General features: G+C 71.8%; 18 protein-coding genes. 8 read left to right on the forward strand and 10 right to left on the reverse strand.

The genetic code is table 11. The annotated features are described in order from the left end of the window. A complete protein-coding gene (locus tag GKQ77_RS04545) occupies nt 1-1,533 on the forward strand; it encodes an aldehyde dehydrogenase (NADP(+)) (RefSeq protein ID WP_219687399.1) in 1,533 nt (510 codons plus the stop codon). Nucleotides 1,534-1,557: 24 nt separating this feature from the next. Here GKQ77_RS04545 and GKQ77_RS04550 read toward each other — a convergent pair whose 3' ends face one another. Beyond that, complete coding sequence (locus GKQ77_RS04550; protein ID WP_219687400.1) at nt 1,558-2,715, reverse strand: Gfo/Idh/MocA family protein; 1,158 nt, start codon at nt 2,713-2,715, stop codon at nt 1,558-1,560. A gap of 63 nt (nt 2,716-2,778) precedes the next feature. Between GKQ77_RS04550 and GKQ77_RS04555 the strand changes: the two genes are divergently transcribed. From GKQ77_RS04555 to GKQ77_RS04565, 3 genes are all read left to right on the forward strand, one after another. Then, nucleotides 2,779-3,156, forward strand: a complete 378-nt coding sequence (locus GKQ77_RS04555) for a winged helix-turn-helix transcriptional regulator (RefSeq protein WP_219687401.1) — start codon at nt 2,779-2,781, stop codon at nt 3,154-3,156. Nucleotides 3,157-3,238: 82 nt separating this feature from the next. After that, nucleotides 3,239-3,955 (forward strand): DsbA family oxidoreductase, encoded by a 717-nt coding sequence (locus GKQ77_RS04560; RefSeq protein ID WP_219687402.1) that lies wholly within the window; start codon nt 3,239-3,241, stop codon nt 3,953-3,955. Nucleotides 3,956-3,986: 31 nt separating this feature from the next. Then, complete coding sequence (locus GKQ77_RS04565) at nt 3,987-5,045, forward strand: aminotransferase class V-fold PLP-dependent enzyme (protein ID WP_372459827.1); 1,059 nt, start codon at nt 3,987-3,989, stop codon at nt 5,043-5,045. Nucleotides 5,046-5,055: 10 nt separating this feature from the next. Here the strand turns inward: GKQ77_RS04565 and GKQ77_RS04570 are convergent, their stop codons facing one another. Next, on the reverse strand, nt 5,056-5,580 hold the full coding sequence (locus GKQ77_RS04570) for a MarR family winged helix-turn-helix transcriptional regulator (protein ID WP_219687415.1): 525 nt from the start codon (nt 5,578-5,580) through the stop codon (nt 5,056-5,058). 135 nt (nt 5,581-5,715) lie between these two features. On the opposite strand from GKQ77_RS04570, the gene GKQ77_RS04575 reads away from it, so the two are divergent. Beyond that, the gene (locus tag GKQ77_RS04575; RefSeq protein ID WP_219687404.1) at nt 5,716-6,777 is read left to right on the forward strand and encodes an alkene reductase; all 1,062 of its coding nucleotides are present in this window, start codon (nt 5,716-5,718) and stop codon (nt 6,775-6,777) included. Between the two features lie 68 nt (nt 6,778-6,845). Here GKQ77_RS04575 and thpD read toward each other — a convergent pair whose 3' ends face one another. The 6 genes from thpD to GKQ77_RS04605 all read right to left on the reverse strand — a co-directional run bounded on the left by thpD (nt 6,846) and on the right by GKQ77_RS04605 (nt 12,283). After that, entirely contained in the window at nt 6,846-7,745 is a 900-nt protein-coding gene (gene thpD / locus GKQ77_RS04580; RefSeq protein WP_219687405.1) for an ectoine hydroxylase, read from the reverse strand. 50 nt (nt 7,746-7,795) lie between these two features. Then, nucleotides 7,796-8,200, reverse strand: a complete 405-nt coding sequence (locus GKQ77_RS04585; protein WP_219687406.1) for an ectoine synthase — start codon at nt 8,198-8,200, stop codon at nt 7,796-7,798. Between the two features lie 53 nt (nt 8,201-8,253). After that, a complete protein-coding gene (ectB, locus tag GKQ77_RS04590) occupies nt 8,254-9,525 on the reverse strand; it encodes a diaminobutyrate--2-oxoglutarate transaminase (protein ID WP_125511960.1) in 1,272 nt (423 codons plus the stop codon). A gap of 77 nt (nt 9,526-9,602) precedes the next feature. Then, complete coding sequence (gene ectA / locus GKQ77_RS04595) at nt 9,603-10,154, reverse strand: diaminobutyrate acetyltransferase (protein ID WP_219687407.1); 552 nt, start codon at nt 10,152-10,154, stop codon at nt 9,603-9,605. A gap of 376 nt (nt 10,155-10,530) precedes the next feature. Continuing rightward, the gene (locus GKQ77_RS04600; RefSeq protein ID WP_219687408.1) at nt 10,531-11,061 is read right to left on the reverse strand and encodes a DinB family protein; all 531 of its coding nucleotides are present in this window, start codon (nt 11,059-11,061) and stop codon (nt 10,531-10,533) included. 121 nt (nt 11,062-11,182) lie between these two features. Then, nucleotides 11,183-12,283, reverse strand: coding sequence for a pyridoxal-phosphate-dependent aminotransferase family protein (locus GKQ77_RS04605; RefSeq protein ID WP_219687416.1), 1,101 nt, complete (start codon nt 12,281-12,283; stop codon nt 11,183-11,185). Nucleotides 12,284-12,437: 154 nt separating this feature from the next. Here GKQ77_RS04605 and GKQ77_RS04610 point away from each other — a divergent pair, with 154 nt between their 5' ends. After that, nucleotides 12,438-13,532 (forward strand): amidohydrolase family protein, encoded by a 1,095-nt coding sequence (locus GKQ77_RS04610; RefSeq protein ID WP_219687409.1) that lies wholly within the window; start codon nt 12,438-12,440, stop codon nt 13,530-13,532. A gap of 262 nt (nt 13,533-13,794) precedes the next feature. Continuing rightward, nucleotides 13,795-14,739 (forward strand): SCO1860 family LAETG-anchored protein, encoded by a 945-nt coding sequence (locus tag GKQ77_RS04615; protein ID WP_219687410.1) that lies wholly within the window; start codon nt 13,795-13,797, stop codon nt 14,737-14,739. Between the two features lie 110 nt (nt 14,740-14,849). On the opposite strand, the gene GKQ77_RS04620 is transcribed toward GKQ77_RS04615, so the two are convergent. Together GKQ77_RS04620 and GKQ77_RS04625 are read right to left on the reverse strand one after the other, a co-directional pair. Next, complete coding sequence (locus tag GKQ77_RS04620; RefSeq protein ID WP_219687411.1) at nt 14,850-15,344, reverse strand: GNAT family N-acetyltransferase; 495 nt, start codon at nt 15,342-15,344, stop codon at nt 14,850-14,852. Nucleotides 15,345-15,415: 71 nt separating this feature from the next. Further along, on the reverse strand, nt 15,416-17,347 hold the full coding sequence (locus GKQ77_RS04625; RefSeq protein ID WP_219687412.1) for a CASTOR/POLLUX-related putative ion channel: 1,932 nt from the start codon (nt 17,345-17,347) through the stop codon (nt 15,416-15,418). A gap of 145 nt (nt 17,348-17,492) precedes the next feature. Between GKQ77_RS04625 and lgoX the strand changes: the two genes are divergently transcribed. Continuing rightward, nucleotides 17,493-19,499, forward strand: coding sequence for an L-glutamate oxidase LgoX (gene lgoX, locus GKQ77_RS04630; protein WP_219687413.1), 2,007 nt, complete (start codon nt 17,493-17,495; stop codon nt 19,497-19,499). Nucleotides 19,500-19,522: the final 23 nt, after the last annotated feature.

Here is a 19,522-nt window from a genome sequence, read left to right on the forward strand (position 1 = left end):
GTGGCAGCAGCACCAGTCTGGAGTGTCGACCCCCGAACCGGGAAGCAGCGCGAGCAGGTTGCGGTGGAGGCCACGGCCGAGGAGGTGGACCAGGCGGTCCGCGCCGCCCGTGCCGCGGCGCCCGCCCTCGCCGACCGCACGGTCCGCGCCGCCTTCCTGCGCACCGCCGCCGGACTGCTCGAGGAGGCCAAGGACCACCTCGTGGAGGCCGCGGACGCGGAGACCGCCCTCGGCCCGGTCCGGCTCACCGGCGAACTCGCCCGCACCTGCTACCAACTGCGGGCCTTCGCGGACCTGGTCGACGAAGGCGCCTTCCTCGACATCGTCATCGACCACCCCGACGCCTCGGCGACCCCGCCCATCCCCGACCTGCGCCGCTACAAGATCCCGCTCGGCGTCGTCGCCGTCTACTCCGCGTCCAACTTCCCCTTCGCCTTCTCCGTGCCCGGCGGCGACACCGCGAGCGCCCTCGCCGCGGGCTGCCCCGTCGTCGTCAAGGCCCACCCCGACCACCCGGGCACCTCCGAGCTGGTCGCCTCCGTGCTGCGCAGGGCGGCGGCCCGCCACGACATCCCCGAGGGCGCCATCGGCCTGGTGCACGGCTTCGACGCGGGCGTCGCACTGGTCGAGCACCCGCTGGTGTCCGGCGCCGGGTTCACCGGCTCCATCCGCGGCGGACGCGCCCTCTTCGACGCGGCCGCCGCACGGCCCGTGCCGATCCCCTTCCACGGCGAACTCGGCTCCCTCAACCCCGTCGTGGTCACCGAGGCCGCCGCCGCCGAGCGCGGCGAGCAGATCGGCACCGGCCTCGCGGGCTCGATGACGCTCGGCGTCGGCCAGTTCTGCGTCAAGCCCGGCCTTGTCCTCGCCCCCGAGGGCGCGGGCGGCGACCGGCTCGTGAAGTCCCTGACCGAGGCCGTCAGCGACACCGAGGCCGGGGTGCTCCTCGACCACCGGATGCGGGACAACTTCGTCGCCGGGGTGCGCGAGCGCGCCCAACTCCCGGACGTGGCGGCCCCGGTGACCCCCGGCGCGGGCGGCGAGCACACCGTCAGCGCGGGCTTCCTCACCGTCCCGGCGGCGCGCCTGGCGAGCGAAGGGGAGCACGACCTGCTCCTCGAGGAGTGCTTCGGCCCGGTCACCGTCGTCGCCCGCTACGCCGACGACGCGGAGATCACCGCCGTCCTCTCCCGCCTGCCCGGCAACCTCACCGCGACCGTGCAGCTCTCCGCCGACGAGGCGGCTGGCGCGAACCCCCGGGGCGCCGAGCTGATCGCCGAGGTCACCCCGCTCGCCGGGCGCGTGCTCGTCGACGGCTGGCCCACCGGCGTCGCCGTCGCACCCGCCCAGCACCACGGCGGCCCCTACCCCGCCACCACCTCCACGTCGACGTCCGTGGGCGGCACGGCCATCGAACGCTGGCTGCGCCCGGTCGCGTACCAGAACACCCCCGAGGCGCTGCTCCCGCCCGAGCTGCGCGACGCCAACCCGCTGGGCCTGCCGCGGCGGATCGACGGCCGGTACGAGCACTGACCCGCCGCGGGCGCGGGCGTTCGCTCACACCTCCACGCGCCGCCCCGTGGCCGCCGACCGCCCGATCGCGTCCAGCAGCCGCTGGCGCCGGACCGCGTGCGCGAAGTCCGGGGCGTGGGCGGTGCCCTCGGTGAGGTCGGCGAGGATCCGCGCGTACTGCGCTCCCACGTTGTACGCCACTTCGTACGACGGGTGCCCCCGCAGCTCCTCCAGCGCGGGCACGTCGAAGTGGCGTACGGGCACCGGGAGTTCGGTGAGCGCCTTCTCCGCGCCGCGTCCGCCGCGCACGGTCACCGCGGCCTGCTGGAGGTGCCCGGAGTCGCCGGTGACGACGAGGTCCCCCTCCGTGCCGTTGATCTCCCAGTGGAAGTCCGTGCCCCGGGAGAGACCCGAACGGAAGTGCGCCGAGACGACGGCCCCCGACGCCAGGCGCCCCGACACGGCGATCTGGTCGGCGGCCGTCATCGGCGCGGTGCGCCCCGTGCCCGCCTCGCGCACGACAGGGCGCCGCGTCGCCAGGGTCGCGGAGACCTCGGTGAACTCGCCGAGCACCATCGTGAGCGCGTCGACGGTGTGCCCGAAGGGGATCGTCAGCATCGTGGCGCCGTTCCGCTCGTCCAGGAGATAGGCGCCGCTCGGCTCGGACACCGGGCCCCACCCGCGCCCCGACGCGACCAGACTCGTCGAAAGGACCTCGCCCACATAGCCGTCGGCGACCAGCCCCCGGACGTGCCGGACCGCGGGCGCCGACCGGGCCTGGAGGCCCACGAACGTCCGGACCCCCGCCCGGTCGGCGGCCGCCGCCAGCTCCTCGGCCTCGGCGAGACCGTTGCCGAGCGGCCACTCGCTGAGCACCGCCTTGCCCGCGCCGAGCGCGGCCAGGACCGCCTGGCGGTGCAGCGGCACGCGCACGCTCACCACGACGAGGTCGACCTGGTCGCTGCGGACCAGCTCCTCGGTCGAGCCGAAGGCCAGCGGCACCCCGTACTTCTCGCCCGCCGCCCGCGCCGACTCCTCGCTCGACGCGGAGAGGGCGCGCAGCTCGTACCCCTCGAGACGGGCGAGCGCGGGCAGGTGGGAGCGGGGCGCCCAGCCGCCGCGCGCGGACAGGCCGACGATGCCGACACGGACGGGGGAGACAGGGGAAGCGGGGGAGGAGAGGGGGAAGAGGCGCGAAGTCATGATCGGGACCGTAGGACGGACGGCCTGGTCACCCGCAAGGAGCCCAACTATATTTTGGGAACCATGACTGGTCAGCCCCGCAATGAGCGCCCCGGCACCGCCGCTCGGCCGCACGACATCTACGGCCTGCTCTGCCCCGGCCGCGCGGTCTACGAACTCCTCGTCCACAAATGGACGGGCCTCGCCATCACCGCCCTGGAGGACGGCCCGCGCCGCTTCGGCGAGCTGCGCCGCAAGCTGGAGGGCGTCAGCCCCAAGGCCCTCACCCAGACCCTGCGCCGCCTGGAGGAGAACGGCCTGGTGCAGCGCACGGTCTACGCGGAGGTCCCGCCCCGCGTCGAGTACGAACTGACCGGCCTCGGCCGGGGCGCCCTGGAGCCACTGGCGCACCTGCGCACCTGGGTGAGGGCCAACACGGGCAAGTTCGCGGCGGGGGAATGAGCCGCTTTGCCCATGCGTTGACGCTCTGAGCGGAGGCTCCCTCCGCACCGACCTGACGTACGACCTGAAGAGAGCCACACACATGCGCGTCGAGATCTGGAGCGACATCGCCTGCCCCTGGTGCTACGTGGGCAAGGCCCGCTTCGAGAAGGCCCTCGCCGCCTTCCCGCACCGCGACGCCGTCGAGGTCGTGCACCGCTCCTTCGAGCTGGACCCCGGGCGCGCCAAGGGCGACAGCGGCCCGGTCATCCCGATGCTCATGCGCAAGTACGGCATGACCGAGGAGCAGGCCCGCGAGGGCGAGCGGCGGCTCGGGGAGAACGCCGCCGCCGAAGGCCTCGCCTACCTCACCGAGGGCCGCGACCACGGCAACACCTTCGACATGCACCGCCTCCTGCACCTCGCCAAGGAGCGCGGCAGGCAGGACGAGCTGATCGGCCTGCTCTACCGCGCGAACTTCGCCGAGGAGCGGTCCGTCTTCGCCGACGACGAGCGCGTCGTGGAGCTGGCCGTCGAGGCGGGCCTGGACGGCGACGAGGTGCGTGCCGTACTCGCCGACGCCGAGAAGTACGCCGACGACGTCCGCGCCGACGAGCGCGAGGCCGCCGAACTGGGCGCGAACGGCGTGCCGTTCTTCGTCCTCGACCGCAAGTACGGCATCTCCGGCGCCCAGCCCGCCGAGGTCTTCACGCAAGCCCTTGAGCAGGCGTGGGGCAGCCGCTCGCCGCTGACCGCGCTCGCGGACGCCGACGGGGGCGAGGCGTGCGGGCCCGACGGGTGCGCGGTTCCGCAGGGCTGAGCGGCCGCATAGGTTGATCTCCATGACGCTCATGGGGACCGGCGACAGCACTGACCACGCGGGCGAGTTCGCCCCGACGACGACCTACCTCAACACGGCGAGCTGCGGTCTGCTGCCGCGCAGGGCCGTCGCGGCCGTCCAGGCCCTGGCGGCCGAGATCGGCGCGGGCGGGCGCGGCGGCTCGGGCGACTTCGGGAAGGTCGAAGCGGCCCGCGAGTCCTTCGCGCGGCTGGCGGGCGTGGACCCCTCGCGGGTGGCGACCGGCGGCTCGGTCGCCGTCCACGTCGGCCTGATCGCCGCGTCCCTGCCGGCGGGCGCCGAAGTGCTCTTCCCCGAAGGGGACTTCTCGTCCCTGATCAACCCGTTCGTGCTGCGCGGCGACCTCGTGCCGAGGTACGCGCCGCTGGAAGGGCTCGCGGAGGCCGTCCGCCCCGAGACCGCGCTGGTCGCGTTCTCCACCGTCCAATCGGCCGACGGCCGCGAGGCGGACTGCGCCGCGATCCGCGAGGCGGCGGCCGCGCACGGGGCGCGCACCCTCGCCGACGCCACACAGTCGGCGGGCTGGCTGCCGTTCGACGCGGGGGCGTACGACTACTCCGTGACCGGCGCCTTCAAGTGGCTGCTCTGCCCGCGCGGCACGTCCTTCCTCACGGTGAGCGAGGCGGCGCAGGACTCCCTTGTGCCGCTGCACGGCGGCTGGCTCGCGGCGGCCGACTCCTGGCATTCGACGTATGGCCCGATCGGTGAACTCGCCCCGGGCGCGCGGAGGTTCGACGAGCCGCCCGCCTTCCTCGCCTACCACGGGGCGGCCGCCGCGCTCTCCCTGATCGAGGAGGTGGGCGTCGACGCGATCCACGCCCACGACGTGGCGCTCGCCGAGCGCTACCGCGCGGGGCTCGCCGCGCTCGGCCACTCCCCGGTGCCGGGAACCTCACCCATCGTCTCTGTCCCCGGGCTCGCCGACCGCGAGCCGGAACTGGCCCGCGCGGGCATCCTCGCGGCGGCGCGGGCGGGCCATCTGCGCGCCACCTTCCACCTGTACAACACCGAGGCCGACGTGGACCGCCTCCTCGACGTACTGGCCGGCTGAGCGGGCACGCCTACCCTTGCGGGGCCCGCCGCTCCGGGCAGTCCGCCGTCTCCGTGCATAGGTTGTCCTCCACCTTGGCGAGCAGCCGCAGCAGTTCCGTACGCTCGTCCTCGTCGAGCCCGGCGAGCGTATGCCGCTCCAACTCGCCCCACGCGCGCTCCACCTGGGCGAGCAGCCCGCAGCTCGCCTCGCTGGCCTCGACGAGCACCGCCCGGCGGTCGGCCGGGTCGGGGCGGCGGCGCACATGGCCCGCCTGCTCCAGCCGCTGGAGCATCTTCGTGACCGTCGAGGGGTCCAGCTCCACCGCCTTGATCAGCTCGGACTGCCGCACCGGGCCCGCCTCCCACAGGTGCATCATCACGAACTCCTGGCCGGGGTAGAGGCCGACCCCCTTCAGGACCTTGCCCGCGGCGATGCGGTGCAGCCGCGCCACCCGGCTGACCGCGTGGCTGGCGGGGCCCGCCATGGCCACCGCGGGCAGCCGGGGGGGACAGGCGGGGCCGGCCGGGTCGGTCGGTGCGGGGTCGGCCTTCATCACGTGCTCCTGCTGGTCACTGGACCTGGTCACTGAACGTCTTCCAAAATATTACCTTGGTCGGCCAAGGAATGGGTTACAGTGAGACCCGGCGCGTTACTTGGCCGACCACATAAACCTTGCCCGGGAGTTCTGATGACCACCGCGTTCGATCCGATCGACCTGTCCGGCACCACGCTCGCCAACCGCATCGCCATGGCCCCCATGACCCGAAGCCGCGCAGGTCAGGACGGTGTGGCCACCGACCTGACCGTTGCGTACTACGCCCAGCGCGCCTCCGCGGGCCTGATCATCACCGAGGGCATCCAGCCTTCTGTGGTCGGCCAGGGATATCCGGACACGCCGGGCCTGCACAGCGCCGAGCAGGTCGCCTCCTGGCGCAAGGTCACCGACGCCGTGCACGCGGCGGGCGGCAAGATCTTCGCCCAGATCATGCACGCGGGCCGCATCGGCCACCCCGTCCTGCTCCCCGACGGCCTGGTCAACGTCGCCCCCTCGGCGGTCACCGCCAAGGGGCAGGTCTACACGGCCGAGGGTCCCAAGGACTTCGTCACCCCGCATGAGCTGACCGATGCCGAGATCCGCGCCACCATCGCCGACTTCGCCACCGCCGCACGGCACGCGATCGACGCGGGCTTCGACGGCGTCGAGCTGCACGGCGCCAACGGCTATCTGATCCACCAGTTCCTCGCGCCCGGCACCAACCGGCGCACCGACGAGTGGGGCGGCTCCGTGGAGAACCGCCTCCGCTTCGCCGTCGAGGTGGCCAAGGCCGTCACCGCCGAGATCGGCGCCGCCCGCACCGGCTTCCGCGTCTCGCCCGCCAACCCCTTCAACGACATCGCCGAGCCCGACCCGGAGCCCACCTACACCGCCCTGGTGAAGGAGCTGGCCGCGCTGGACCTCGCGTATCTGCACGTCCTCGAAGTGGGCGAGATCCGCGAGCTCGTCACCCGGCTGCGCCAGGACTTCGGCGGGACCTTCATCCTGAACCCGCAGACCGAGGGCCCCACCGGCCAGGACGCGCTCGCCCTGATCGAGGACGGCACCGCCGACCTCATCGCGTTCGGCGCGCTCTTCCTCGCCAACCCCGACCTGCCGGCCCGCCTGAAGGCCGGGGGCCCGTACAACACGCCCGACCCGACGACCTTCTACGGCGGCACCGAGAAGGGCTACACGGACTACCCCGCGCTGTAACACCGGCAGAAAACGCCGGTCGGCCCGGCACCCACGGGGGGTGCCGGGCGACCGGCGCGTACGTCAGCTCACCCCACCGGGGTGAAGTCGCGCGCCCCGATGAACTCGGGCCTGCGCACCGGCGCCGCGAACGGCTCGACCGCCTTGTTCTCCACGCTGTTGAAGACGATGAAGACGTTCGAGCGCGGATACGGGGTGATGTTGTCCCCGGAACCGTGCATGGCGTTGCAGTCGAACCAGGTGGCCGAGCCCGCCTCGCCGGTGAAGAGGCGGATCCCGTGGTCGGCCGCGAGATGGGTCAGCGTCTCGTTCGACGGGATGCCCGCGTCCTGCATCTGCAGCGACCGCTTGTAGTTGTCCTTCGGCGTGGCGCCCGCACACCCGAGGAACGTCTTGTGCGACCCCGGCATGATCATGAGGCCGCCGTTGGTGTCGTGGTTCTTCGTCAGCGCGATCGACACCGAGACGGTGCGCATGTTCGGCAGGCCGTCCTCCGCGTGCCAGGTCTCGAAGTCCGAGTGCCAGTAGAACCCCGAGGCCCCGAAGCCCGGCTTCACGTTGATCCGGGACTGGTGGACGTAGACGTCGGATCCCAGGATCTGGCGGGCGCGGCCCACCACGCGCGGATCGGCGGCGAGCCTGCCGAACAGCTCACTGATCTTGTGCACCTCGAAGAGGGAGCGGATCTCCTGCGAGCGAGGCTCGACGATGGAACGCTCGTCCGCCCGCATCACCGGGTCGTTCATGAGCCGTTCCAACTCGGCGTGGTACACGCTGACTTCGTCCGGGGTGATCAACTGGTCGATGGCCAGGAAACCGTCCCGCTCGAACCCCGCCAGATCCCCGGCCGCGATGGGCCCCTCGGTACCCGGCTCGGACCACACCACCGGGTCCTTGCGTTCGATGAGCACCTCCTCGGCGCCTCGGGTCGGGTACAGGTCAGTGGTGCGTTCGGGTGCGGTGGTCATGGTGTTGCCTGCCTCTCCTCTCGTACGGCCCTGTGCGGGATGTCAGCCGTTCAGACCGGGTCCGGCTCCGTGAGCAGCGGGTACACGCCGTTCTCGTCGTGGTCCTCACGACCGGTGACGGGCGGGTTGAAGACACACAGGCAGTGGAAGTCCTCCTTGATCCGCATGGTGTGCTTCTCGTGCCCGTCGAGCAGGTACATGGTGCCCGGGGTGATCGTGTACTTCTCGCCGGTCGTGTCGTCGGTCAGCTCGGCCTCGCCCTTGGTGCAGACGACGGCCTCGATGTGGTTCGCGTACCACATCGACGTCTCCGTCCCCGCGTACAGGATGGTCTCGTGCAGGGAGAACCCCACGCGCTCCTTGGCGAGGACGATGCGCTTGCTCTCCCAGGTACCCGACTTGGCCTTCACATGGCGGTCGGTGCCTTCAATGTCCTTGAACGAACGGACGATCACGGTGAGTTGGTTCCTTTTCTCTTACGTTGCCGGGGGCTCGGACAGTCGCTCGCTCAGGCGGTCTCGCGTACCGCGCGGGCGAGCGTGCGCAGCCCCTCGTCCAGCTCGTCGGGGGTGATCGTCAGCGCCGGGAGGAGCTTGACGACCTCTCCCTCGGGGCCGGAGGTCTCGATCAGCAGGCCCAGTTCGAAGGCCCGCTTCGCCACCGCGCTCGCGCGGTCCTTGTCCAGGAACTCGATGCCCCAGACCAGGCCGCGGCCGCGGAACTCCTTGATCTCGGCGCGGTTCTCGTCGACGATCGCGCTCAGCGCCTGCTCGACCTGCTCGCCGCGGGCGCGGGTCTGCTTCTCCATCGCCGAACCGTCGGTCCAGTACGTCTCGAGGGCGGCGGCGGCCGTGACGAACGCCGGGTTGTTGCCCCGGAACGTGCCGTTGTGCTCGCCCGGCTCCCAGACGTCGAGCTCCGGCTTGAAGAGGCAGAGCGACATGGGCATGCCGTAGCCGCTGATGGACTTCGACACCGTCACGATGTCCGGCGTGATGCCCGCCTCCTCGAAGGAGAAGAAGGCACCGGTGCGGCCGCAGCCCATCTGGATGTCGTCGACGATCAGGAGCATGTCCCAGCGCTCGCACACATCGGCGAGCTTGCGCAGCCACTCGGTGCGGGCGACGTTGATGCCGCCCTCGCCCTGCACCGTCTCGACGATCACGGCGGCGGGCTGGTTGAGGCCGGAGCCCTGGTCCTCCAGAAGCCGCTCGAACCAGATGAAGTCGGGGGTCTGGCCGTCGAGGTAGTTGTCGAACGGCATCGGCGTGCCGTGCACCAGCGGTATACCGGCGCCCGCCCGCTTGAAGGCGTTGCCGGTCACCGCGAGCGAGCCGAGCGACATGCCGTGGAAGGCGTTCGTGAACGACACGATCGACTCGCGGCCCTTGACCTTGCGGGCCAGCTTCAGCGCCGACTCCACGGCGTTGGTGCCCGTCGGGCCCGGGAACATGACCTTGTACGGCAGGTCGCGCGGGCGCAGGATGATGTTCTGGAACGACTCCAGGAAGGCGCGCTTGGCGGTCGTCGACATGTCGAGACCGTGCACGACGCCGTCGCGCTCCAGGTAGTCGATGAGCGCGCGTTTGAGGACCGGGTTGTTGTGGCCGTAGTTGAGTGAGCCGGCCCCGGCGAAGAAGTCGAGGTACTCGTGGCCGTCCTCGTCGAACATGCGGCTGCCCTGCGCGCGGTCGAAGACCGTAGGCCAACCGCGGCAGTAGCTGCGCACCTCCGACTCCAGGGTCTCGAAGACGCTCAGGTCGGGCTGGGTGATGGTCACAGCGGATCTCCTGGGAGATGGAAAGTCGTGGGAGGTGGAGAGGAGTTACGGGTGTGGCTGGGGGAAGCGAGGGCGGCTCAGGGGCCGAGTGGACCGATGCGGTACAGCACCTCGGGCTCGTGTCCGTCGTCGGGGAAGAGCCCGGCGTCGAAGAGGGTCCTGCGCTCCACCGACGCGCCGTGTCGACGCGCGTAGGAGAGGAAGAGCCGCTCGGACGCCGTGTTCGAGGGCGCGATCGTCGTCTCGATCGTGGTCAGCCTGCGGCCCCTGGCGACCTTCGCGGTCAGCCCGTCGAGCAGGGCGCCGGCCAGACCGCGGCCGCGCTGATCGTGGTCGACGGCGACCTGCCAGACCATCAGGGTCTCGGGGCGCTCGGGCCGGATGTAGCCGGTGATGAACCCGGCCGCGTCGCCGGCGGCGTCCCGGGCCACGACGGACGTGGCCGCGAAGTCGCGGCACCACAGCAGGTAGCTGTAGGAGGAGTTGAGGTCCAGCACCTTGGAGTCGCGGGCGATCCGCCAGATGGCGGCGCCGTCGGCGACGGCGGGACTGTCGAGTCGCAGTCCCTCGGGCATTTCCAGGAATTGCGCGTGCAGGTCGGTCGGTAGATCGGCTTGTGCAGCGGTCATGCGGATTGAATTTACCGAGCAATTTCTGGAATTGCATCGAGGGAAGGGGTTCCGCAAGAGCGTTTCATGTGTTATCGCGCGTGGGTGTGCGCACGCATGAGATCCCCGAGATTTGTGGCGATTTGACCGGGTCATATGCCCGCGAAAAGGGCGCGATGTGGAGTGCGTCACACCGATGTAACCTGCATGAGACGCGTCCGAATTACGCCGATTGGCGCTGACGAAACCTTAGTGTTTAGGGCGCCGGAAAGCGGGCAGAAGAATACGGGAAGCTGTGCTGATAAAGAATTCGTGAGAATGCGCGGATGAATAGGCGGAAGGATTGGCGGACGGTGCGTGACCCGTGCCGAAAAGGCGCGCCCGATTCATGTTCCGCTCACGTTCCCGTCACGCCGTCGATGCGTTCGCGCAGGAGATCCGCATGGCCGTTGTGGCGTGCGTACTCCTCGATGAGGTGGATCAGGACCCAGCGCAGGCTGACCTCGGCCTCGCCGCCCACGACGGCCGCCTCCCCGGCCCCGAGCCGGCCCGTCTCGTCCGGCGCCCGCCCCTCGCATATCTTCCGGTTGACGGCGACCTCGCCCTCCCACACCGCGAGCACCTCGGCGAACGTCCGGTCGCGGTCCGGCGTGAACCCGCCGTCCGGCGACTTCTCGAAGATCGGGGGCACGTCCCGCTGGTCGAAGATCCGCTGGATCCAGTTCCGCTCCACCTCGGCGAGGTGCTGCACAAGCCCGAACAGGCAGAGCGAGGACGGCTCCACGGACGTGCGCAGCGCCTGCTCGTCGTCGAGCCCCGAGCACTTGATGGCGAGCGTGGCCCGGTGCATGTCCAGCCAACTGGCCAGCATGGCGGGCTCGTCGGCGGTCAGGGGCGGGATACGGCGGCCGTCGGGGAGAGTGCTCATGAAGGGCACGTTGCCATGGCGGGGCGCCTCGGCGAAAGGGTGGACTTTCGGCCCCGGGGGCTGCCCGTCGGCCCCGGGTGCTCCGGCGGGGCGCCCACGGCGGCCCCGCCCCGAGCGTCCGCTAGCTCCAGGTGGCCGTCACCGCGCGGCGGGCCGCCTCCAGGTCGACCGTCAGGCCCGACTCGGTCAGCGCGGCGCCGAGGGCCGCGAGGCAGGCGTGTACGACACCCCGGGTGGCGTCCGGGCCGTAGTGGTTGACCCGGATCATCTCCTTGGCCAGCGCCCCGCCCCCGGCGACCAGCGGAAGCACCGGGTCCGCGGCGAGCGCCCTGGCGACCAGCTCCGAGGCGTCCGCGCCCGAGGGCACGCGCAGGGTGGTGGCGACGGGGGCCGCGTCCCGGGCCTCGTACACATACGGCTCCAGGCCCCCGCCGAGCGCGAGCGCACCCGCGCGCGTGGCGGCGGCGGCCGTGGCGTGGCGCGCCATCAGGGCGTCAAGGCCCTCCGTCTCGATGCGCTCCACGCACGCTTCCAGGGCCAGCATCTCCAGCTGGGCCGGCGCGTGCAGCAGGGCCTTGCGGCCGCCGTCGATCCAGCGCTCCTTCCAGTCGAGGAGGGAGAGGTAGGAGCGGCGGGGCGCCTGCGGGTTGGCGGCGATCCGCTGCCAGGCCCGCTCGCTCACCGACACCGCGGAGACGCCCGCCGGACCGCCCATCGCCTTCTGCGCGCCGATCACGCACAGGTCCACGCCCCACGCGTCGGGCAGCAGCGGCTCGGCGCCCACCGAGGCGACCGCGTCCAGCATGAACAGGGCGCCGTGCTCCCGCACGACCTCACCGATCTCCGCGACCGGATTGGTGTTGCCGGTGGCGGCCTCGGCGTGCACCAGCGAGACGAAGTCGATCTCCGGGTGCTCGGCGAAGGCCTGGCGTACCTGGTCGGCGGTGACGGCCGTGTGGAAGGGCACGGCGAGGTCGACGACGTCGGCGCCGCAGTCCCGCAGCCAGTTGCCGAAGGTCTGTCCGTACGGCCCGGTGATCACGTTCAGGGCGGTCGTACCGGGCCGCGCGGCGCCCCGGATGCACCCCTCCAGGGGCAGCAGGGCCTCACCCTGCATGATCACGACGTCCTGCTCCGTGTCGAGCAGCCGGGCCACCCGCGCCTCGATGGCGGCGAAGTGCTGGGCGCTCAGCGGCGCCAGGTCCAGAAAGGGGTGCGTCACAGTACTGCTCACATCACTGCTCACTTCGCTCACGAGTTCGTCCGGGCTGCGGTACGAGCGTACCGAGCACCCGGCGACGGGAGTGCCCAGCGCCCTCCCGGGGCGTTCCCGGCGCCCCGTACCGCCCGCCCGGAGCGCCTCCTAAGCTGCTGCCATGAGCGATCACGCGGTGCTGCACGTGAAGGGGCGGGTGCTCGTCGGGCCCGATGACGTACGGGACGAACTGTGGGTCGTCGGGGGGAGGGTGACGTACGACCGCCCGGTGACGCCCGCGACGGAGAGCGTCGCCGTCGAGGGCTGGGCCCTGCCCGGCCTGGTCGACGCGCACTGTCACGTCGGCCTCGACGCCCACGGGCCCGTGGACGCCGACACGGCGGAGAAGCAGGCCCTGACCGACCGCGAGATCGGCGCCCTCCTCATCCGTGACGCGGGCTCGCCGTCCGACACCCGCTGGATCGACGACCGCGAGGACCTGCCGAAGATCATCCGGGCGGGCCGCCACATCGCGCGCACACGCCGCTACATCCGCAACTACGCCCATGAGATCGAGCCCGACGACCTCGTCGCGTACGTGGCACAGGAGGCCCGGCGCGGCGACGGCTGGGTCAAGCTCGTCGGCGACTGGATCGACCGCGAGGCCGGTGACCTGACCGCCTGCTGGCCCCGGGACGCGGTCGAGGCGGCGATCGCCGAGGCGCACCGCCTGGGCGCCCGCGTCACCGCCCACTGCTTCGCCGAGGACTCCCTGCGGGACCTGGTCGAGGCGGGGATCGACTGCATCGAACACGCCACGGGCCTCACCGAGGACACCATCCCGCTCTTCGCCGAGCGGGGCGTCGCCATCGTCCCGACGCTGGTCAACATCGCCACGTTCCCCGACCTCGCGGCGGGCGGCGAGAAGAAGTTCCCCCGCTGGTCGGCCCATATGCGCAGGCTCTACGACCGCCGCTACGACACGGTACGGGCCGCCTACGACGCGGGCGTCCCGGTCTTCGCGGGCACCGACGCGGGCGGCTCCCTGCCGCACGGCCTGGTCGCCGCCGAGGTCGCCGAGCTGACCCGCGCGGGCATCCCGCCGGTGGCCGCGCTCTCCGCGACGACCTGGGGGGCGCGCGACTGGCTCGGCCGCCCCGGCCTGACGGAGGGCGCCCCGGCGGACCTCGTGGTGTACGAGGCGGATCCCCGCCAGGACGTACGGGTGCTTGCCGCGCCGCGGCGGGTGGTGCTGCGAGGGAGGGTGGTGGGGTAGCGCTTCGCGTCAAACACCGTGCCGGAAACGGCAGTTGTCCGGGTGAAGTGGGGGAACGTGCGTGCCGGGAGATTCGAAAGCAAGGTCGAAATTCTCCCTTTGGAGTGAACTCACGTCTCGTTGCTGACTGTTCACTCTAAGTGCGTAAAGATTCCCGCGTCGTCCTCCGTCGATGAAGGGCGACGCCCTCGGTGCGTACGCGATGTCCCCATGTGGCGTGCGCCTGCCGACGGCCCGTTTCTCCTGTGGGGGTTCCACCACCTTGAACAGCAACACCTTCGGCATGCCCGCTTGCCGCCGCCGTCTCGCCGTCGTGGCCACCGCCACCGCCCTCGCCGCCGGTCCCGCGGCGCTCGCCGGTGCGGGACCCGCGCAGGCCACGGGCGGCGACCAGGACCGCGGTGGCCGCGCCGACGCCGTCGTCCTGCGGACCGGGCTCGACGTCTCCCTGCTCAACAAGACCGTGAACGTCCCGCTCAAGGTCTCCCTCAACGAAGTCCAGGCGCCCGCGAGCGCCGAGAAGACCGCGCTGACCGCCCGCCTTGACGGGGTCGACGGCGGCCGGCCGTTCAGCGTCCTGCGCGCGGACGTGGCGACGGCCAGGGCGACGGTGAAGGGCGGCAGGGCGGAGGGGTACAGCAACGTGGCGCGGGCCAGGATGCACGTCCCCGGGCTGGCGTCGCTCTCCCTGATCGAGGTCGAGAAGGTCACCTCGAAGGCCGTCTGCGAGGCGGGGAAGCGGCCTGTCGCCGAGGCGAACGTGCTGGGCGCGGTGACCGTGCTCGGCAAGAAGGTGACGCTGACGGCCGGAGGGACGTCCGAGGTGAAGGTGGCGGGGGTCGGGGAGGTGCGGCTCGACCTGTCGAAGAGGCGTACGACATCGCGTACGGCCGCGGCGACGGCGCTGGAGCTGAAGGTCTCGGTGAACCCCTTGAAGCTGAACGTCGCCGAGGTGGAGGGGACGGTGACGCTGGCGGGGGCCGGCTGCGAGACGCCGAGGGCGGAACGCGAGCGCGAGCGGGAGCGTGAGGGCGGCGGCACGAAGCCCCAGGGGAAGCCGGCGAAGCCGGTCGGCTCGAAGGCCACGGAGGCGAACCTCGCGGAGACCGGGGGCAGTTCGATGACGCCGTATGTCGCGGGCGGGGCGGTGGTGCTGCTGATCGCGGGCGGCGGCGCGGTGGCGATGGCCCGCCGAAGCCGAGGCTGACCGCCTTCAGGGGGACGACCGGCCCCGCCTGCATCCAGTGGGCGGGGCCGGTCACCCTCCCGGGATCCCTCTCCCCGACACCTGTTCAAGCGAGCGTGGTGGATACCTGTTCAAGCGAGCGTGCTGAAGGAGATCCAGGCGTCCGGCGGCAGATCCGGCCGCTGCGGCACCGGCCTGTGCTCCTCGGTCCACTCCCCGCACGCGACCTTCGCGGCGACGCGGCGCCAGAAGCGGACCGCGGCCGAGTTGGCGTCCTGGAACGCGATCTCCCACTGCCCCGGGTGCTTGGCCACGACCTCCTGGGCCGCCTGTAGCCCGATGCCTCTCCCGCGCGCCCCGCGGACAACGAAGAAGCTGTTCAGGACGCGCGTCGGACCGCTCACACCGCGGACCAGCGCGAGCCCCGCGGGGCGGTCGCCGCTCACCAGCAGGTACGGTGCCCAGTCGGCGTCGACCAGGGCCGCCCGAAGCCATTCGTCGCGAAAGCCCCCATCCGGGTTGGGCAGCCTGCCGTCGACCTCGGACATGTCATGACGGAACATCAGCCACAGCCGCTCCAGTATGAGATGGTCGGCGGCGCTCGCGAGGCGCACGACGTCGGACATGGGACTCCTTCACAGAGACTGGTCGAAGCGGGGCGCGCCCGGATGACCGCCCGGGGCACCTGGAAGTCATCTCATTCGGCCGGCCCGCTCGTCCAGTCCCTGCCGATCACGACCACCTCGTCCTTGGCCGCCCAGCGGCGCCGTTCGGCCTTGGGCGGATTGATCCGCACGCCGTAGCCGGGGCTCGTCGACGTGGCGTCGTAGATCCGGTAACCGATGGCGCATTCGTGGCGCCGGCGTGCCGCGGCCACGACCGTGGCGAAGGGCGTCTCGCTCCCGGGCAGCACATAGTCCGTGGCCGGTCGCAGGCGGACCCCGGTGCCGTCGGCGGAGAACAGCTCCTCGAACACCGCCGCCAGGTGCCGGTTCTGAGAGATCTGCGCCATGAGCAGGCCGATGAACTTGCCGCTGATGATCACGTCGGCCCCGGGGCCGATGGGGGCCAGCGCCCGGTTGCGGTCGTCGATCAGCTCGGTGACGACCGGAAGTTCGCGCCCGGTCGTCTCCTCAAGGCGCCGCAGCAGCAGGAGGGTGACGAGCGTGCGGTTGTCGGGGTCGTCCGGCGACTGTCCGGGCACGGGGACGGGAACGGGGTCGCGGCCGAGCACGATCACGCTGTCGTAGGAGTGGACGTCCAGACGGCGCAGGGTCTCCGGGCGGGTCACGTCCCCGTGGTGCAGGGTCAGGCTCAGCTCGGCACCGCCGTCCGCCTCGGCCTCGGCCACCTCCCGGACCGTCGCCTCCCCGTGGTCCGTCACCACGTCGACGGCGGACCCCGGCCGGGAACGGCGGCGCAACTGGTCGACCATGAGCGGCGCCCGGCGGTTCCAGCCAAGCAGAAGCACCCGCTCCGCCCGCGCGGGAGTCGGAGGACCGGACGCCATCGCCGCCTCCTCGGCCAGCTCCGCACAGTCGTCCAGCCAGACCGTGTCGTCGTCACGGGAGACGACGATGAGCAGGTCGTCCGGAGCGATGACCGTCTCCGGCGCCGGGTTGAGCAGCGGGGTGTCGCCTCGCATCAACCCGACGGCGCTCGACGTGGCGTAGGACAGCAGCGCGTCACCGAACGGGCGGCCGACCAGGGCCGGTTCGGTGACCAGGTAGAACTCGTCGCCCGCGAAGTCGAGGAGTTCCTGGTGGACGAGGGAGAGCCCGGGGTGGCGCGCGGCCTGGACGATCAACCGGGCGGTGACGGTGTCACTCTCCAGAATGACGCTGTCCGGTCCGGCGGCGAGTTGGGCGGCCAGGCGGTAGCCGTCGTCCCGGACGGCGGCGACCACGGCCGGGCGGGTCGCCGCGTCGGGCAGGGCCGCCCTGAGGGCAAGCAGCGTCTTGACCACCTCGGCGTCGGCTGCGGGCTCGTCGCGGGGCATGACCAGTACGACACCGGCCTCGGCCGGGTTCGCCAGGGGTAACACGGCGGGGTCGGTGGTGGGACCGCTGCGGCAGATCAGCCGCGTACGGCCGAAATGGCCCACCTTCGTGCTCAGCGCCTCCTCCATCACGGTCTTGTCCCGGTCGGCCAGCACGACCACCGCCGCCCGCCGCTGGTTGGCGTTGGCGGCCACCAGCTCGCTCACCACGGTGAACACCTGCTCCGACCAGCCAAGGACGACGGCGTGACCTTCTTCGAGCACGGTGGAACGGCCCCGGCGCAACGCGGTGAGCCGCTCCGTCAGCGCCGCCGTGATCAGGCCGACGAGGGCCGAGACGTACAGCAGGGTGACCAGCGCGAGCAGCACCGACAACGCCACCCGCAGCGGGGGCCCCGTCGCGCCGCCCAGCCGCAGCGTCTTCCCGGTGTGGCGCCACACCTGCACAAGCCGGTCACCCAGGGACGCGGGCACGTCGGGGTCGGTCCAGGCGAGCACCGCGCTGGCCGGGAGGACGACGGCCAGGCACAGCAGCGCCATCCAGACGACGAGCACGGCGGCGCCACGGGCCAGCGTGCTGTCGAACCAGTACCGGATCCTGCCACCGAACAGTGTGCGCCGCTGGACCATGTTTCCCCTTCCCTCCCGCCTCTCCTATCGCACTGTCGGCGGCTTGATCGGCGCGGCAGACGGAGATCACGCGGCGTTCATCCCTTCGGGTTCCCCCGGCCCTTCACCGAGCCCTTCACGTCGGCGAACCTGTACAAAGACCGCCATGACTGAAGATCATCTGGTGGTGCGTTCAGACGGCGGCCTCTCCCGGCGGGGCTTCGCGGCGGCCGCCGGCACGGCCTCCGTGGCCACCGCCCTGTCCGGCGGCACCGCCGCGGCCCGCCCCGCACCGGCCGTCAGCGAGGGCAGCCGTGGCGCCGACTCCGACCGGTGCCTGGCCGTCGCCCGCGCACTCCTCGTACTGGACTCCGACGACCGCCCCCTCGTCCCGCGCTATCAGAGCGTCCTCCAGAAGGGACTGCCGGCCCGGCGAGCGGCACGGCCGAAGAACGTCCTGGTCATCGGCGCGGGCCCGGCCGGTCTCGTGGCCGCCTGGCTGCTGAAGGGTGCCGGTCACCGCGTGACGGTGCTGGAGGCCAACGGCAACCGGGCGGGCGGCCGGATCAAGACCTTCCGGCGCGGCGGCCACGAGAACGCCGAGCAGCCCTTCGCCGACCCCCGCCAGTACGCCGAGGCGGGCGCGATGCGCATCCCGGGCAGCCATCCCCTGGTAATGGAACTGATCGACCAGTTCGCCCTGAAGAAGCGGCGTTTCCACTACGTGGACGTCGACAGCGAGGGACGGCCCGCCCACCGCACCTGGATCCACGTCAACGGCATCCGCGTGCGGCGCGCCGACTACGCACGCGCGCCCCGGCGCGTGAACCGCTCCTTCGGTGTCCCCCGGGCCCGCTGGGACACCCCCGCCGCCGCCATCCTGCGCTCCGTACTCGACCCGGTGCGCGACGAGTTCAGCTACCTCGACCACCGCGGCCAACGGGTCGACAAGCCGCTGCCGGAGCGGCTGCGGGGCTGGGCCCGGGTGGTGCGGCGGTTCGGTGACTGGTCGATGTTCCGCTTCCTCACCGAGCACGCCGGCCTCGACGAACGGACCATCGACCTGATCGGCACCCTGGAGAACCTCACCTCCCGCCTCCCGCTGTCCTTCATCCACAGCTTCACCGGCGCCTCCCTCATCAGCCCCAGCACCCCCTTCTACGAGCTGGAGGGCGGCACGGCTGTACTCCCGGACGCCCTGCTGGCACGCGTCCGCGACACCGTGCGCTTCGACCGACGGGTCACGCGCATCCAGTACCACCACCCCGACCGTCCTTCGCCGGACGCCGAGCACGTCCGCGGCAAGGGTCCGCACGTATGGGTGGACACCGTGTCGGAGGGGCGCGGCCGCCCGGTCGTACGCGAGCAGTTCACCGCGGACGTCGCCGTGGTCACCGTGCCGTTCTCCGGGCTGCGCCATGTGCAGCTGACCCCGCCGCTGTCGTACGGCAAGCGCCGGGCGGTCGCCGAACTGCACTACGACAGCGCGACCAAGGTGCTGCTGGAGTTCAGCCGACGCTGGTGGGAGTGGGACGAGGCCGACTGGAAACGGGAGTTGCGCACCATCGACCCCGGTCTGTACGACGCCTACCGCACCGGCCGGGCGGCGGCGGACGGCAGCCTTCTCGGAGCCCACCCCTCCGTGCCCGCCGGACACATCACGGCGGGCCAGCGCACCCACTACGCCGCCAACCGCGCGCTCGCACGCGAACAGCCGGAGGCCGTCGACGTCACGGGAGGCGGCTCGGTGTCGGACAACGCCAACCGGTTCATGTTCCACCCCTCCCACCGGATCCCGGGCAGCGCCGGAGGTGTGGTCCTTGCCTCCTACAGCTGGGCGGACGACGCGCTGCGCTGGGACTCACTGGACGACGAGGCGCGCTACCCGTACGCGCTCTGCGGCCTCCAGCAGGTCTACGGCCAGCGCATCGAGGTCTTCTACACCGGCGCGGGCCGCACGCAGAGCTGGCTGCGCGACCCCTACGCCTACGGGGAGGCGTCCGTGCTCCTGCCCGGCCAGCACACCGAGCTGCTGCCCGCCATCCCCGTGGCCGAGGGGCCGCTGCACTTCGCCGGGGACCACACGTCCGTCAAACCCGCGTGGATCGAAGGAGCCCTGGAGTCCGCCGTACGTACGGCCCTGGAGATCCACACGGGAGGAAAGGTCCTCTAGGAGCCAGGCGCCCCGCCCAGCCC

The sequence above is a fragment of the Streptomyces anatolicus genome (assembly GCF_019400875.1).
In the GTDB taxonomy this organism is placed as follows: domain Bacteria; phylum Actinomycetota; class Actinomycetes; order Streptomycetales; family Streptomycetaceae; genus Streptomyces; species Streptomyces anatolicus.